The following is a 13,871-nucleotide window of genomic DNA, read 5'->3' as shown; positions in this document are numbered from 1 at the left end:
CCAGCCGAGGTCCCTACATAAAGCCAATGGCCGAGACACCTCAACTCACCGAAGCCGCCGCATCGCGCATTGCCTGGATTGCCGACAAGCAGGGCAAACCGGCGATCCTGCGCCTGTCTGTCGAAGGGGGCGGTTGCTCCGGCTTTCAATACAAGTTCGAACTGGCCGACGGGCCGGATGCGGATGATCTGACCAGCGAAACCGCCGATGCGCGGCTGGTGATTGATCCGGTCAGCCTCGATCTGGTGGCCGGCAGCACTGTCGACTACGTCGAGTCGCTCGGCGGAGCGGCGTTCAAGGTCGAGAACCCGATGGCCGCGGCGGGCTGCGGCTGCGGATCCTCGTTTGGGGTTTAAGTCAGGCGGGATTTCGGTTTACCGGAGGGCCCCGCATCGGGCATTAGGCGCGCCATGCGCATTGCCACATTCAACATCAACGGGATCAAGGCGCGGCTGCCGCGTCTGCTGGAATGGCTGGAAGAAACCCGGCCCACCGTCGCCTGCCTGCAGGAAATAAAGACGCAGGACGAGGGCTTCCCCGCCGACGCATTCGAGAAGATTGGCTACAAGGCGATCTGGCACGGCCAGAAGAGTTTCAACGGCGTTGCCATTCTGGCGGACGGTGTCGAGCCGGTCGAAACCATGCGCGGTCTGCCGCTCTTGAGCGATGATGACGAGGCCGACGAGCAATCCCGTTATCTGGAAGCAGAAGTGAACGGCGTGCGGATTGCCAATCTGTATCTGCCCAATGGCAACCCGCAGCCGGGGCCAAAATTCGATTACAAACTGCGCTGGATGAAGCGCCTTCGGGCGCGGATGCAAACCCTGTGGGACAGCGAGACACCCGCCATCGTGCTGGGCGATTTCAATGTCATCCCGGAAGCGAAGGACACCTTTTCGGTGCGCGCGATGGCCGATGATGCGCTGACCCAGCCGGAATCGCGCGACGCCTATATGCGGCTGCTGGCCGACGGGTGGACCGATGCGCTGGGCACGCTCAATCCGCGCGGCGGAGTGTGGACCTATTGGGACTACCAGCGCGGCGCGTGGCAGCGCGATCACGGGTTTCGGATCGACCACTGCCTGCTCTCCCCAGAGCTTGCCGACCGGTTGATCTCTGCTGGCGTCGACAAGGAGCATCGCGGCCGGGAAAAGGCCAGCGATCACGCGCCCGTCTGGGTCGAATTGGCGGACTCTTAGGTCCTGACGCGAAAAGGGCCGCTGGTCCCATCTGGAACCAGCGGCCCTTCTTGCGACCCGGAGGCGATCTGCCCCCTTGGGGTTAGCGGTAAAAAATGTGCGTGTTGATCGTCGCGCGGCGCGATTTCACGCGGGCCCAGCGCGGGCTGACATATTTCGCGTGGAAATAGAGCGAGTCGTCGGCTTGGCTTTCCCACAGCCCGCGGTGGGCGATGGTGGCGATCTTCTTGGCCTTGACCCACGCGGACGAACCACGGTTGATGCGGGGCATCCGGCCATTCTTCACGAAAGAGAACTGCGCACGCTGATAAACGACGCCGCAATAGCTGGACGGGAATGCGCGCGCATCGGCGCGGTTGATCACGACCTGCGCGACAGCCAGCTGGCCGTCGATCGGCTCACCGCGCGATTCGAAATAGACAGCACCAGCCAAGCATTCGAGCTCGCCGCTCAGCGTGGCGGGTGCCTCTACCTTGGCGATCATCTCGCGCAGGGAGCCGGCAGATGGAGTAGGGGCGGGCTCCTGAACTTCGGGCTCGGCCTCGGCCTCTTCTTCTTCGGTAATTTCGGGAAGCGGCTGAACCACTTCCTCGGCCACGAAAACGGGAACCGTTTCGTCGACCAGAGCGACAGGTGTCTGCACCTGTACCTGTTCTGCGTCTTCGGCGTTTGCGCCGGAACCTTCGACGGCTGCGAAGGTTAGAACCATACCAGCCGCGATTGCGGCGAGGGAAATCTTGTGGGTCTTGCGACTCATGAAACTGTCATCTTTGAGCGGTGAGCGAGCACTGGCGCAGGCGAAGACCTGTTTGCGTTATATGCAATTGTTGGGTTGGTCTGTTTTGGCCTGCCGGCCACTCCCCGTCTGCGTGCTATCTCGCGAGCCGAAATGCCCGGAACGAAACGCCTGCGCTGTCAGAAGATGGCGGCCAAGTAGGCCGACGGGCGTTTAAGTCAACTTAACGCAGACAGGCTTTCGATGAAGCGTGCCGGATCAGCGATGTCTGCCTCCAGAATCCAGAGGTCGGGATCGGAAGCGTGTCTTTTCCGGCAATATTCGGAAAACTCCCTATAAGTTTCAATACCTTTTGGCAGAGAAAGGGTCCATTGCCGTGACCCGTCCATCTGCGGCATCCTTTCGTAAAGTTGCGCGCTTGTGCCATTTTCTATGGTTAAAAGCATGATCGTCCCGGCGTCGCGTTCGCCTTTGAACAGGACACTCGCAAACCCGCCCTGCGCCTCTATCAGCCGCCGTATCGCCCCGATTTCCAAATGAGCGGGGAGCCGCGAATCACTCATCAGGCGATTTTGCGGGGTCGTATCCCGCCAATCCGGCCAGCGGGATGTGTGAGCGCATGAAAGTGCCGGTCCCGCGTCCGATCTCGTCGCCTTCGGCATCGACCAGCCGCGATTCCGCCACCAGCACGCGGCGCCTTCCACTGACCCAGCGCCCTTCGGCCACCACCTCGCCCTCGCGTACGGGCTTGGTAAAATGCAGGTTGAACGAAGTCGTCAGGAGGAACCGGTCGCTGACCATGGTGTTGGCGGCATAAAAGGCCGCGTCGTCCAGCATCTTGAAATAGATCGTCCCGTGCGCCGCGCCCGCCGCGTGATAGGATTGCGGCGCAACCTGGAACACCAGCCGCGCATGGCCCTCCTTCTCGATCGCCAGCGTGGATTCGAACAGCCGGTTCACCGGCGCGGAGCTGTAAAGCCGCTCCAGCGCGCGAAAATGCGACTGTGCTCCACTCTGAAGTCGATCCGGGTTTTCATCCGCCATCGGACATAGACCTCTGCATTGTCGTCAAAACGCCGTTCAAACCCGATGCGCTTAATGCGGTTCGACCCATCCCACCGATCCGTCGCGGCGGCGATAGACCATATTGTGCCGCCCGGTTCCCGCATTCTTGAAGAACATTGCGGCGGTGTCCCGCAGATCGAGCATCATCACCGCATCGGCCACCGAGGACTCCGGGATGTCGACTTTCGTTTCCGCTACAATCAGCGGACCATCCTCGCCAACTTCTTCCTCGACCTCGTCGGGCTCTGCCGTGGCGAAGACCCGGTACGCTGCTTCTTCCTGCTGAATCGCGTGATCCGCCTGCTCGTGGCGGTCCTTCAGACGGCGCTTGTAGCGACGCAGCTGCTTCTCGATCTTCTCTGCCGCCTTGTCGCACGATTGGTGCGCGTCATGCGCCTCGGCATGACCTTTCAGGATCAGGCCCTGCATCACATGCAGGACGATATCGCAGGAAAACGCGCCGGCCCCGGCCTTGCCGAAGGTGACATGCGAGGAGATGGCCCGGCTGAAATACTTCTCGACCATGGACTCCATCCGGTCGCGCGCGTGATCCTGCAGCGCGGCGCCGGTTTCGACCTGATGACCTGAAACGCGAATATCCATGGTGGGCACTCCTTGCTTGTCTTGTCTTTTTTGCCGGGGCTGATCCGGGACGGTTCGCCCGAATCTTGAGATTCATATCTCGTCAGCCTGCCCAGAGAGGCTTTTCCATTTGTTCGAGAAACGATCGGTGGCGGGACAATTCCTCCTCGCTGGCCGAATGCGGGCGGGGAGGGCGGACCTCGCGATTGACGGCGCGTGCGGCGATCCGCGATGGCTGTGCTTCGGCGCTAACCTCTTCCGCCGCCAACTCCAGCCCGATCTGGCGGCCGCCGGTCAGCTCGACATAGACCTGCGCCAGCAATTCGGCATCGAGCAGCGCGCCGTGCTTCACACGGTGGCTGCGATCCACGCCGAAGCGGGTGCACAATGCGTCGAGCGAGACCTTTGCCCCGGGAAATTTGCGCCGGGCCATGGTGACGGTATCGACCATCCGGTCCAGATCGATGATCTCGCGCCCGCACAGCGTGAGCTCTCCATTGAGAAAGCCGAAATCGAAGCTGGCATTGTGGGCGACCAGCGGCGCATCGCCGAGAAAATCGAGCAAAGCCTGCGCGCCGTCGGCAAACAGAGGCTTGTCCGAAAGAAACTGCGCCGACAGACCGTGCACCGCCTCGGCCTCTGCCGGCATGTCGCGTTCCGGGTTGTAATAGGCGTGGAAGGTTTCGCCGGTAGGCATCCGGTTGATCATCTCGACGCAACCGATTTCAACCATTCGGTCGCCCTTTTTCGGGTCGAGTCCGGTGGTTTCTGTGTCGAATACTATTTCACGCATGTGACACAGACTATCGGCCCAAGATGTGCGGCTGGCAAGGGGGTCTGGCGCACTCAGTTCGCAGAAAGGCGTGCCACTAGGGCTTCAACCTCGGCGCGCGTCGCCTCCAGCGACTGGCCGGTGTCGATCACCGTGTCGGCGCGTTCGCGTTTTTCGGCGTCCGGTACCTGAAGCCCCAGAATTTTCTCGAATTTTTCCACGGTCATGTCCGGACGGGCCAGCACACGTTCGCGCTGGGTCTCGGCCGGTGCGGACACGACCACGATGTGATCGACCGCCGTAAATCCGCCTTTCTCGAACAGGAGCGGGATGTCGAACAACACCATCGGCGCATCCCTATGCGCCTCCATGAATTCGGCCCGCACCTTGGCCACGGCGGGATGCACAATCCCCTCCAGCACAGCGAGCTTCTCCGGATTGTTGAACACCAGAGTGCCCAGCGCATCGCGGTCCACCCCGTCAGGGCCGGTCGAACCGGGAAACGCGGCTTCGATGTCGGGCAGCAAGGCTCCGCCCGGCCCCTGCAGACGGCGAACCTCGGCATCGGCATCGAACATCGGAATGCCCAGATCGACAAACATCTGCGCGACGGTCGATTTACCCATACCGATGGAACCGGTTAGGCCGAGGATCAGGGGCTTTGTCATTGCATCAGCCTTTCACGCAAGCGGTCGTCGCTGCCGCGCGGGGCGGGGACGCCGAAGAATTTCTCGAACGCCGCCGCGGCCTGCCCGATCAGCATCGAGAGGCCGTCCACGGTGTGCAATCCGGCGGCGCGGGCGTCCTTCAGAAGCGGAGTGTCGAGCGGATCGGTGACGATATCGTAGACAATCGAGCCGGGCGGCGCGTGGCTGAAATCGAAAGCGAGCGGCGGCTGTCCGCGCATGCCCAGCGGCGACGCGTTGACGATCAGATCGCAGCAGCCCTCGCGGTCGTCGAATGCGAAATCGGTTTCGGTGGCAAAGTGATCGAGCGGGGGCGTGTGGTGCTCGCCATCGGGAGCCAGCTCGTCGAGCAAAGCGCGCGCCTTCGCCGGATTGCGACCCGCAATCACCAGAGTGAAGCCTTCCTGCGCCAGTCCCGCGATGATCGCCCGCGCTGCCCCGCCCGTGCCGAGAATGCGCGCCATGCGGAACAGGTGTTTGTCGGCCAACATGCTCTGCAACGGCTCGAGAAATCCGGCGACATCGGTGTTGTAGCCTACAAGCGCGCCATCTCCGGCGCGCACCACAGTATTCACCGCACCAACACGCTTGGCCAGGGGATGCAGGCGGTCAAGCAAGGGAATGATCGTCTGCTTGTGCGGCATGGTGACATTGCATCCCAGCCAATCGGGATCGCCCCGGCGGCCGGACAGATAATCCGGCAACTCCCCATCCTGCACACGGGTCGCGCGATAATCCGACGCCAGACCCAGCTCACCCAGCCAGAAGCCATGAATGTCAGGCGATTTGGATTGGCTGATCGGATCGCCGATCACTTCGGCGTAGGGCGTGCTCATGTGTCCAGCAGGCCCCGTTCCCGCAGCGCGCCCAGCACCGGGAGGAGCGGCATGCCCAGCACCGTGAAATGCTCGCCGATAATCTTCTCGAACAATTGCACGCCGCGCGCTTCGATCCGGAACACGCCGACGCAATGGCTGACCGCAGGCCATTCGGCATCCAGATAATGCTCGATAAAATCGTGCGTCAAAGCGCGCACATGCAAGGTCGCCATGCTGGGTGCGACCCAGTCGATCGCGCCGTCCTGCGCGAGAGCCGCCGCACTGTGCAGACGCATCGGCTTGCCGGAAAAGAAGCGCAGATGCTCCGCCGCCTGTTCGCGGGTTTGCGGTTTGTCGAACCGGCGGCCTTCTACCTCAACCAGCGAATCGCTTCCCAGGACCCACCGTTCCGGCTGCTCCGCCGAAACTGCTGCAGCCTTGGCAGCGGCCAGCGCCTGCGCAATCTCGGCAGGATCAGCCCCCGCCATTTCCGCTTCCAGCCCGCGTTCGTCGACATTGGCGGGCATGCATTCGTGCGCAACACCGGCATCGTCCAGCATGGCGCGACGCGACGCGCTTTTCGACGCGAGAATGAGAGTGCCGCTCATATCGGCTTCTCGCCGGGTTTGACCCTGCGCTGGCGTTCATTGTGGATTCGAATGATTGCCGCCGCCGTTTCCTCGATCGAGCGGCGCGTCACGTCGATCACCGGCCAGTTGTTGTCCGAGAACAGACGCCGGGCGAACTGCACTTCCTTTTTCACCCGCTCGTTATCGATGTAATCGGTCTGCTCCCGCTCGTTCAGCGTCAGCAGGCGATTGCGCCGGATCTGGACCAGCCGTTCGGGCGCAGTCGTCAGTCCGACAATGGTCGGTCCTTTCAATTCATACAGGGCAGGGGGCGGCGGGCTTTCCACCACCAGCGGGATATTCGCCACCTTGTATCCGCGATTGGCGAGATAGATGCTGGTCGGCGTTTTCGAACTGCGCGATACCCCGGCGAGCAGAATATCCGCCTGTTCCCAGTTCTCATGCGCAATCCCGTCATCATGGGCTATGGTGAACTGGATCGCCTCGACTCGCTCGAAATAGGCCGCATCCATCCGGTGCTGGCGACCCGGGCGGCCATGCGCTTCCTCGCCCAGCTGCGCTTCCAGCGCGACGGTCACCGTCTCCAGCGCGTCCACAGCGGGCAGAGACATTTGTCGGCAGCTTTCCTCCAGCCGTTTTCGCGTATCGGCATTGACCAGCGTATAGAGCACCAGGCCGGGACTGGCCGCGAGTTCCGGCACAATCCGGTCGAGATGCGCACGGCTGCGCACCATCGGCCAGAAATGCCGCACGACATCGGCGGTTTCGAACTGGGCGAGCGCCGCCTTGGCGATCATCTCCAGTGTTTCGCCGGTGGAATCGGACAGCAGATGGAGATGAATGCGTGACAGAGACGGGTGCCTTTCCATTGAGGGATGCCCTTCTCCCGAGGGGATCAGGGGGTGTGGACAAGTGCCCGCATAAACCACGGGAGCAATTGGCGGACAAGCGGGGGATGGGATTCCGCCCCCGCTACCTTGGTTTTCATCGGAGGGGTTGTGGGCAGGAACGCTGGCTTGTCGACAGCGCGCGGACAGTGTGCACAGCTTTCGATTGACTCAACGACGCTGCCGAGTCGCTTAGCCACGAGCGGCTGGAAAACTGGTGAGAATTCGGGCAGGAACCCTGTGTCCCCGCTTTCCACAGGGCCAACATACAACATCAGATTCTATTAATAATATTATATTGATTGGACTCATCCCTCGATGCCCGGAATTTTGCTTGAAACCATGCGCGGCCAGCGCACCGAGGAAACCCCGCTTTGGCTGATGCGTCAGGCCGGGCGGTATCTGCCCGAATATCGGGCTCTCAGGGCAGAGAAGGGCGGGTTTCTCGATCTCGTCTATGACAGCGATGCAGCGTGCGAGGTGACCTTGCAGCCGATCCGGCGGTTCGGGTTCGACGGGGCGATCCTGTTTTCCGACATTCTGATCGTGCCCCATGCGCTGGGTCAGAAGCTGGAATTTCTGGCAGGGGAAGGTCCCAAGCTCTCGCCCACGCTGGTGGATCATGCGCTCAGCAGCCTGGAAGCGGTGCCAGAGCGCTTTGACGCGATTTACCGGACCGTGGCCAAGGTCAGCGCTGCTTTGGGCCCTGAGACGACCATGCTGGGCTTTGCAGGCAGCCCGTGGACCGTCGCGACCTATATGGTGGCGGGCGAGGGCAGCCGCGATCAGCATGCAACCCGCGAAATGGCCTACCGAGATCCTGTTGCGATGCAGGAAATTGTTGACGCGATTATCGAAAGCTCAGTCGGGTATTTGTCGGGCCAGATCAAGGCCGGGGCCGAAGCGGTGCAATTGTTCGATAGCTGGGCTGGCAGCCTTGCTCCCGACCAGTTCGAAAAATGGGTCATCGCGCCCAATGCGCGGATTGTCGAAGGCCTGAAAGCGCTGCATCCCGACACACCGATCATCGGCTTCCCGAAAGGTTCAGGCGAGAAGCTGGCCGATTATGCGCGCGAGACCGGCGTCGATGCGATCGGTCTCGATGAGACGGTCGATCCGGCCTGGGCCGATACGGTCCTGCCCGCCGGTATGCCGGTGCAGGGCAATCTCGATCCGCTGATCCTGATGAGCACACCCGAAGCGATCACAGCCCGCGCTGTGACCATTATGGAAACGTTGCGGGAACGGCCGCATGTGTTCAATCTGGGCCATGGGATTGGCCAGTTCACGCCAATCGAGAATGTCGAGGCATTGGTGGCTGCTGTCCGGGGCTGGCGCGGTTAACAAACGCAGCGATTAATGCGGGGAGGGGGTGACGATTCAGTAAGAAGCCCCTAGATTAACACCATGCAGGAAACTCTTATCTTCCTTCAGGCTTGGCTGAAGGCCGGTCACATCATTTTCGTGATCTTCTGGATGGCGGGCCTGTTCATCCTGCCCCGCCAGATGCTGTATATGCACGCCTCTGCTGCCGGGTCCGAGGAAGAAGCGCTGTGGGCAAAGCGCACGCAGACTCTCAAGCGCGTTATCCTGATCCCGAGCATCATTGTGGTCTGGGTGCTGGGTTTGCTGTTGATGTCGGCCATCGGCGCGCACACGCAGGGCTGGTTCCATGTAAAATTGCTGCTGGTCCTGGCGCTGTCGGGCTATCACGGATTTATCAGTGCGAAGGCGAAGGCCATGGCGCGGGGCGAACGGCCCCTGAGCGAAAAGGCCCTGCGGCTGTGGGGCGAGGTTCCTGCGATCATCACAGTGCTGGTGGTGGTGCTGGTGATTGTCAAACCGTTCTGAGCCTTGCCGAAAGCAACCGGCGCAATTCTGGCGATTGACGGCGGGACGCCGCGCGCCTAATTCCCAATCCATCAACCGGCTATCGGTTCGCGAGGCACGCACCGCGCCCTCCCACCGCTTCCCGCTTTCTCCAAGCCCAATGGAAGTGCCGGCCTTTCTACGAAATACCAGAATACGGAAATACCAATGCATCTCAAAGACTTGAAACTGAAAGCGCCGGCCGATCTGGTCAAGATGGCGGAAGAACTCGACGTCGAAGGCGCATCGACCATGCGCCGCCAGGACCTGATGTTCTGCATCCTGCGCGAACTGGCGGAAGACGAAGACTACAACGAAAAGATCATGGGCATCGGCACGATCGAAGTGCTGCAGGATGGCTTCGGCTTCCTGCGCAGCCCCGAGGCGAGCTATCTTGCCGGGCCCGACGATATTTACGTCTCGCCCAATCAGGTCCGCAAATCGGGCCTGCGCACCGGTGACACCGTCGAAGGCGAAATTCGCGCGCCGAAGGAAGGCGAGCGCTATTTCGCCCTGACCAAGCTGACCAGCGTCAATTACGAAGATCCCGACGCGGTCCGGATGCGGACCAATTTCGACAACCTCACGCCGCTTTATCCGGAAGAGAAGCTGTCACTCGATACGCTCGACCCCACTGTGGTCGACAAATCCGCCCGCGTGATCGACATCATTTCGCCGCAGGGCAAAGGCCAGCGCGCCTTGATTGTCGCGCCGCCGCGCACCGGTAAAACCGTGCTGCTGCAGAACATTGCGAAGGCGATTACCGACAACCATCCTGAAGTGTTCCTGCTGGTCCTGCTGGTGGACGAACGCCCGGAAGAAGTCACGGACATGCAGCGCAGCGTGAAGGGCGAGGTGATTTCCTCCACCTTCGACGAGCCAGCCACCCGCCACGTGCAGGTTGCCGAAATGGTGATCGAGAAAGCGAAACGTCTGGTCGAGCACAAGCGCGATGTCGTGATCCTGCTCGATTCAATCACCCGCCTAGGCCGCGCCTACAACACCGTCGTCCCCAGTTCCGGTAAGGTGCTGACCGGCGGTGTCGATGCCAATGCACTGCAGCGCCCCAAGCGATTCTTCGGTGCGGCGCGGAACATCGAGGAAGGCGGCTCGCTGTCGATCATCGCCACGGCGCTGATCGATACCGGCAGCCGGATGGACGAGGTTATCTTCGAGGAATTCAAGGGCACCGGTAACAGCGAAATCGTGCTCGACCGCAAGGTTGCCGACAAGCGTATCTTCCCGGCGCTCGATGTCGGCAAGTCAGGCACGCGCAAGGAAGAACTGCTGGTCGAGAAGGACAAGCTTTCGAAGATGTGGGTCCTGCGCCGTATCCTGATGCAGATGGGCACCATCGACGCGATGGAATTCCTCCTCGACAAGATGAAGGATTCCAAGACCAACGAAGATTTCTTCGATACGATGAACCAGTAAACCGGGAGCAATTCTCCCGGGTTCGGGACTTGTGACGAGCGCAGAGAAAGCGTCAGGGAAAGACGGATAGGATCTTGGAAAGACTGATCTATCGCAGCAGAGCGGGCGAAAATGTCGGGGCCCGTGATGTGTTCGACATTGTCGAAACCTCAGCCCGGCGGAATTCGGCGCGCGAAATCACCGGATTTTTGCTCTATGACGAAGACCGCTTCCTGCAGATGATCGAGGGGCCGGCCGGCAAGATCGAGGAACTGATCGAAGACCTCAATCGCGACCCGCGCCATCACTCCATTGAAATACTCAATCGTGAAGCCGCGCGAGAACGGCTTTTCTCGGATTGGGAAATGAAGCGCCTGATTACCTTCGCCGACGTTCCCGCAATGGAAGCGATCCGGGCCAATCTGGCAGGCAAGCCGGAAGCGGATGGGATCATGGAGATCGTCACGGAATTTCTCGAAGCGCCGGCGGGCTGAGGGAAGGGCGTTACGCCTTTTGCCGCTCAAGCTGGGCGGCCATCGATTCCCATACCTTGTTGACGGCTTTGAGTGGCCGCACCATCACCTTGAAATCGATGATCTTTCCATCCTCGTCGAAGCGGATGAGGTCGATCCCGTTCACATGCACTCCGTCCATGCTGCAGGTGAATTCCAGCATCACGTTCTGCCCGTCGACTAGTTCGCGTTCATAGCGAAAGTCCTGGCTCCCCAGTGTCTGGGCGGCGGCCGAAAGATAGGCGACAACCAGTTCGCGCCCCGCTTGCGGAGTGTGAACAACCGGCGAGTGGAAAACCGCGTTTTTGTGGACGAGCTTGGACAGTCGTTCGGGATTGGGCGCAGTGGCGAGTTGGTGCCATTCGGCGAGGGCGTCGTGTGTCGTGGTCATGCGGCTCTCCTGAAGCTGTCGGCCCGCGCGGCGTGCCAGTGATGGGCAAGCTTGGTGCTGTCCGGGTCCTGTGCAAGCGAACCCGGCTCGACGAAGGAATAGACGCGGTCGATAGCATCGGAGCGGGCGCCATTGATCCTCTCGCGCATGTCGCGCGGTTCGATGGCCCATGGATTATCCAGCCCCATCGCGACGGTAATTTCGCGCAGAGAATGCAGCGTCTGGCGTTGGAAACGGGCAACGCGGGGGGCCTTGTCCTCGACAACCAAGCCCTCCTGTCGCCACGCGATCTGGGTTGCGACGCCGGTCGGGCAGTGGCCGGTATGGCATTGCATCGATTGAATGCATCCCAGTGAAAACATGAAGGGCCGCGCCGCGTTGCACCAGTCAGCGCCAATCGCGAAGGCTTTGGCCATTTGCGCCCCGGAGTGAATCTTGCCTGAAGCGGCGATCTTGACCCGCTCCTTGAAGCCTGTGCCGACCAGCATATTGCGCACCCAGATCTGCCCTTCGCGCAGCGGCATGCCGACGCTGTTCGACAGCTCCAGCGGGGCTGCGCCCGTGCCGCCTTCCGCCCCGTCCACCGTAATGAAATCAGGGTGAAGGCCTGTTTCCAACATCGCCTTGCCCACCGCCATCAATTCATGCGGCTGGCCGACGCACAGCTTTATACCGACCGGCTTGCCGCCCGACAATTCGCGCAGTTTCGTGAGCCATTCGAGCATCTCGATGGGGGTCGAGAATGCCGAATGGGCGGCGGGAGAGGTAACGGTCTCCCCGACAGGAACACCGCGTGCTTCGGCGATTTCTTCGGTGACTTTTTCGCCGGGCAAGACTCCGCCATGACCCGGCTTTGCCCCCTGGCTGAGTTTCACCTCAATCATCTTGACCTGATCGGAGGCGGAATTGTCGATGAACTGGGCGGGATCGAATGTGCCATCCTTTGCCCGGCAGCCGAAATAGCCGCTGCCCAGCTCCCAGATCAGATCACCGCCCGGTCCGCGATGGTATTTGCTGATGCTGCCCTCGCCGGTGTTGTGGGCGAAATTGCCCATCGCCGCGCCGGCGTTGAGCGCCTCGATTGCACGGGCCGACAGTGATCCGAAGCTCATCGCCGAGATGTTGAGCAGAGAGGAGGAATAGGGTTTGGCGCAGGTGCCCGCGCCGATGTCGAGCCGCCATTCCTCAGGTGCGCTGGCATCGGGGGCGATGGAGTGGCTCATCCATTCATATTCGTCCGAGTAAACATCCAGCTCGGTGCCCATCGGATGCGCGTCGAGATCGCCCTTGGCGCGGGCATAGATCAGGGCGCGGGCCTGATGGCTGAAAGGGCGGCCTTCCAGATCGCCTTCGACCAGATAGGACTGCGCGAAGGGGCGCAAATCTTCCATGATCCAGCGGATGCGGGCGGCGAGCGGGTAATTCCGCCTAAGGGTATGATCCGATTGGAAGAAATCCCACACGGCAAGCAGTGCGAGCGGGGCGGCGACGATCAGGCCCCACGGCCAAAGCCAGAGAGCCAATCCGCAAAGCGCCAGCAGGGTAAGCGGGGTGACATAGCGCCACGGGATCATTTCGGACATGCGCCGCCTCAGCCGAGATGCTGCGCGAAAAACGCATCGGTGCGTTCGTCGGCAAGGGTCGCTCCGGCGTCGTCGCGGCGATCACCGAACTGGGTGGCAAAGCCGTGGTCGAGACCGGGATAATCGTGGAGCGTTACCTTGGGGTGATCGTCCAGCCCGTCATGCATGGCCTTTTGCGCGGCCTTGTCCACAAAGCCGTCTTCTTCGGGGATGTGGAGCATGAGCGGGTTCGCGATTGCCTTCGCCTCGCCGAGCATGTCCGGAACGCCCACCGCGTAATAGCCCACACTGGCATCGCTGTCGGTCCGCGCCGCTGTCATATAGGCCAGCTTCCCGCCAAGACAGTAACCGACCGCGCCGACTTTTTTGCCGCCGGTTTCTGAGCGCGCCCAGCGGATCGCGGCCTCGATATCGCGCACGCCCCCGTCGGGATCGAACTGGCCCATCAGATCGAGCGCGCGCTTGAATTCCGGCTCCACATCGGGATCGAGCTCGATGCCGCGCTCCAGTTGCCAGAACAGGTCTGGCGCGACTGCCAGATAGCCTTGCTCCGCCAGCAGATCGCATTTGCGTCGGATTCCGGCATTCACCCCGAATATCTCCTGAATTACGATAATTGCGGCTTTGGCGTCACCGGCAGGCCGCGCGACATAGGCGGAGAATTCGTCCCCTCCCGACAGGGTTGGAATGGAAACGGTGCTGGTCATCACGGAAACTCCTTGATCGGTGTGTCAGGGCATATGGGGCGGGTATCGCTTGCTAAAGCGT

At 61.3% G+C, this 13,871-nt stretch carries 18 protein-coding genes; 6 read left to right on the top strand and 12 right to left on the bottom strand.

Features of this window, described 5'->3' with window-relative positions; genetic code table 11:
- Positions 1-26: 26 nt before the first annotated feature.
- Complete coding sequence (locus tag ACFCW2_RS05655; RefSeq protein ID WP_379548651.1) at positions 27-356, top strand: HesB/IscA family protein; 330 nt, start codon at positions 27-29, stop codon at positions 354-356.
- Positions 357-410: 54 nt separating this feature from the next.
- On the top strand, positions 411-1,199 hold the full coding sequence (xth, locus tag ACFCW2_RS05650) for an exodeoxyribonuclease III (protein WP_379548650.1): 789 nt from the start codon (positions 411-413) through the stop codon (positions 1,197-1,199).
- 82 nt (positions 1,200-1,281) lie between these two features.
- On the opposite strand, the gene ACFCW2_RS05645 is transcribed toward xth, so the two are convergent.
- The 9 genes from ACFCW2_RS05645 to ACFCW2_RS05605 all read right to left on the bottom strand — a co-directional run bounded on the left by ACFCW2_RS05645 (position 1,282) and on the right by ACFCW2_RS05605 (position 7,299).
- Positions 1,282-1,956: a cell wall hydrolase gene (locus ACFCW2_RS05645; RefSeq protein ID WP_379548649.1), complete on the bottom strand. Its 675-nt coding sequence runs from the start codon at positions 1,954-1,956 to the stop codon at positions 1,282-1,284.
- A gap of 197 nt (positions 1,957-2,153) precedes the next feature.
- The gene (locus ACFCW2_RS05640) at positions 2,154-2,498 is read right to left on the bottom strand and encodes a DUF1491 family protein (RefSeq protein ID WP_379548648.1); all 345 of its coding nucleotides are present in this window, start codon (positions 2,496-2,498) and stop codon (positions 2,154-2,156) included.
- Entirely contained in the window at positions 2,491-2,979 is a 489-nt protein-coding gene (locus ACFCW2_RS05635) for a PaaI family thioesterase (RefSeq protein WP_379548647.1), read from the bottom strand. The genes ACFCW2_RS05640 and ACFCW2_RS05635 overlap by 8 nt, the downstream gene beginning before the upstream one ends.
- A gap of 51 nt (positions 2,980-3,030) precedes the next feature.
- The gene (gene hpf / locus ACFCW2_RS05630) at positions 3,031-3,603 is read right to left on the bottom strand and encodes a ribosome hibernation-promoting factor, HPF/YfiA family (protein WP_379548646.1); all 573 of its coding nucleotides are present in this window, start codon (positions 3,601-3,603) and stop codon (positions 3,031-3,033) included.
- 82 nt (positions 3,604-3,685) lie between these two features.
- On the bottom strand, positions 3,686-4,375 hold the full coding sequence (gene dnaQ / locus ACFCW2_RS05625) for a DNA polymerase III subunit epsilon (protein WP_379548645.1): 690 nt from the start codon (positions 4,373-4,375) through the stop codon (positions 3,686-3,688).
- Positions 4,376-4,428: 53 nt separating this feature from the next.
- Positions 4,429-5,022 (bottom strand): dephospho-CoA kinase, encoded by a 594-nt coding sequence (coaE, locus tag ACFCW2_RS05620; RefSeq protein WP_379548644.1) that lies wholly within the window; start codon positions 5,020-5,022, stop codon positions 4,429-4,431.
- Entirely contained in the window at positions 5,019-5,876 is an 858-nt protein-coding gene (locus tag ACFCW2_RS05615; protein ID WP_379548643.1) for a shikimate dehydrogenase family protein, read from the bottom strand. The genes coaE and ACFCW2_RS05615 overlap by 4 nt, the downstream gene beginning before the upstream one ends.
- Positions 5,873-6,466: a Maf family protein gene (locus tag ACFCW2_RS05610; RefSeq protein ID WP_379548642.1), complete on the bottom strand. Its 594-nt coding sequence runs from the start codon at positions 6,464-6,466 to the stop codon at positions 5,873-5,875. The genes ACFCW2_RS05615 and ACFCW2_RS05610 overlap by 4 nt, the downstream gene beginning before the upstream one ends.
- Positions 6,463-7,299, bottom strand: coding sequence for a pyruvate, water dikinase regulatory protein (locus ACFCW2_RS05605; protein WP_379548934.1), 837 nt, complete (start codon positions 7,297-7,299; stop codon positions 6,463-6,465). Before ACFCW2_RS05605 ends, ACFCW2_RS05610 begins: the two co-directional genes overlap by 4 nt.
- A gap of 354 nt (positions 7,300-7,653) precedes the next feature.
- Here ACFCW2_RS05605 and hemE point away from each other — a divergent pair, with 354 nt between their 5' ends.
- From hemE to ACFCW2_RS05585, 4 genes are all read left to right on the top strand, one after another.
- On the top strand, positions 7,654-8,679 hold the full coding sequence (gene hemE, locus ACFCW2_RS05600) for a uroporphyrinogen decarboxylase (protein WP_379548641.1): 1,026 nt from the start codon (positions 7,654-7,656) through the stop codon (positions 8,677-8,679).
- A gap of 63 nt (positions 8,680-8,742) precedes the next feature.
- Positions 8,743-9,186, top strand: coding sequence for a CopD family protein (locus ACFCW2_RS05595; protein WP_379548640.1), 444 nt, complete (start codon positions 8,743-8,745; stop codon positions 9,184-9,186).
- Positions 9,187-9,372: 186 nt separating this feature from the next.
- Positions 9,373-10,638: a transcription termination factor Rho gene (rho, locus tag ACFCW2_RS05590; protein WP_379548639.1), complete on the top strand. Its 1,266-nt coding sequence runs from the start codon at positions 9,373-9,375 to the stop codon at positions 10,636-10,638.
- A gap of 74 nt (positions 10,639-10,712) precedes the next feature.
- Positions 10,713-11,111 (top strand): BLUF domain-containing protein, encoded by a 399-nt coding sequence (locus tag ACFCW2_RS05585; protein WP_379548638.1) that lies wholly within the window; start codon positions 10,713-10,715, stop codon positions 11,109-11,111.
- A gap of 10 nt (positions 11,112-11,121) precedes the next feature.
- On the opposite strand, the gene ACFCW2_RS05580 is transcribed toward ACFCW2_RS05585, so the two are convergent.
- Genes ACFCW2_RS05580 through ACFCW2_RS05570 form a run of 3 tightly spaced genes read right to left on the bottom strand, consistent with a single transcriptional unit; the run spans position 11,122 to position 13,810 of the window.
- A complete protein-coding gene (locus tag ACFCW2_RS05580; protein WP_379548637.1) occupies positions 11,122-11,520 on the bottom strand; it encodes a nuclear transport factor 2 family protein in 399 nt (132 codons plus the stop codon).
- Positions 11,517-13,094, bottom strand: a complete 1,578-nt coding sequence (locus ACFCW2_RS05575) for an FMN-binding glutamate synthase family protein (protein WP_379548933.1) — start codon at positions 13,092-13,094, stop codon at positions 11,517-11,519. The genes ACFCW2_RS05580 and ACFCW2_RS05575 overlap by 4 nt, the downstream gene beginning before the upstream one ends.
- Positions 13,095-13,111: 17 nt before the next feature.
- Positions 13,112-13,810, bottom strand: coding sequence for a dienelactone hydrolase family protein (locus tag ACFCW2_RS05570; protein WP_379548636.1), 699 nt, complete (start codon positions 13,808-13,810; stop codon positions 13,112-13,114).
- Positions 13,811-13,871: the final 61 nt, after the last annotated feature.

The sequence above is a fragment of the Qipengyuania algicola genome, assembly GCF_042492175.1.
In the GTDB taxonomy this organism is placed as follows: Bacteria; Pseudomonadota; Alphaproteobacteria; order Sphingomonadales; family Sphingomonadaceae; genus CAJXSN01.
The sequence above is the reverse complement of the archived record's forward strand: the minus strand, read 5'-3'. Positions and strand labels throughout refer to the sequence as shown.

What these genes read in the sequence shown, in the direction of transcription:
- ACFCW2_RS05655 (WP_379548651.1), top strand. Translation starts at nt 27, where the DNA reads ATGGCCGAGACACCTCAACTCACCGAAGCCGCCGCATCGCGCATTGCC.
- xth (WP_379548650.1), top strand. Translation starts at nt 411, where the DNA reads ATGCGCATTGCCACATTCAACATCAACGGGATCAAGGCGCGGCTGCCG.
- ACFCW2_RS05645 (WP_379548649.1), bottom strand. Translation starts at nt 1,956, where the DNA reads ATGAGTCGCAAGACCCACAAGATTTCCCTCGCCGCAATCGCGGCTGGT.
- ACFCW2_RS05640 (WP_379548648.1), bottom strand. Translation starts at nt 2,498, where the DNA reads ATGAGTGATTCGCGGCTCCCCGCTCATTTGGAAATCGGGGCGATACGG.
- ACFCW2_RS05635 (WP_379548647.1), bottom strand. Translation starts at nt 2,979, where the DNA reads ATGGCGGATGAAAACCCGGATCGACTTCAGAGTGGAGCACAGTCGCAT.
- hpf (WP_379548646.1), bottom strand. Translation starts at nt 3,603, where the DNA reads ATGGATATTCGCGTTTCAGGTCATCAGGTCGAAACCGGCGCCGCGCTG.
- dnaQ (WP_379548645.1), bottom strand. Translation starts at nt 4,375, where the DNA reads ATGCGTGAAATAGTATTCGACACAGAAACCACCGGACTCGACCCGAAA.
- coaE (WP_379548644.1), bottom strand. Translation starts at nt 5,022, where the DNA reads ATGACAAAGCCCCTGATCCTCGGCCTAACCGGTTCCATCGGTATGGGT.
- ACFCW2_RS05615 (WP_379548643.1), bottom strand. Translation starts at nt 5,876, where the DNA reads ATGAGCACGCCCTACGCCGAAGTGATCGGCGATCCGATCAGCCAATCC.
- ACFCW2_RS05610 (WP_379548642.1), bottom strand. Translation starts at nt 6,466, where the DNA reads ATGAGCGGCACTCTCATTCTCGCGTCGAAAAGCGCGTCGCGTCGCGCC.
- hemE (WP_379548641.1), top strand. Translation starts at nt 7,654, where the DNA reads ATGCCCGGAATTTTGCTTGAAACCATGCGCGGCCAGCGCACCGAGGAA.
- ACFCW2_RS05595 (WP_379548640.1), top strand. Translation starts at nt 8,743, where the DNA reads ATGCAGGAAACTCTTATCTTCCTTCAGGCTTGGCTGAAGGCCGGTCAC.
- rho (WP_379548639.1), top strand. Translation starts at nt 9,373, where the DNA reads ATGCATCTCAAAGACTTGAAACTGAAAGCGCCGGCCGATCTGGTCAAG.
- ACFCW2_RS05580 (WP_379548637.1), bottom strand. Translation starts at nt 11,520, where the DNA reads ATGACCACGACACACGACGCCCTCGCCGAATGGCACCAACTCGCCACT.
- ACFCW2_RS05575 (WP_379548933.1), bottom strand. Translation starts at nt 13,094, where the DNA reads ATGATCCCGTGGCGCTATGTCACCCCGCTTACCCTGCTGGCGCTTTGC.
- ACFCW2_RS05570 (WP_379548636.1), bottom strand. Translation starts at nt 13,810, where the DNA reads ATGACCAGCACCGTTTCCATTCCAACCCTGTCGGGAGGGGACGAATTC.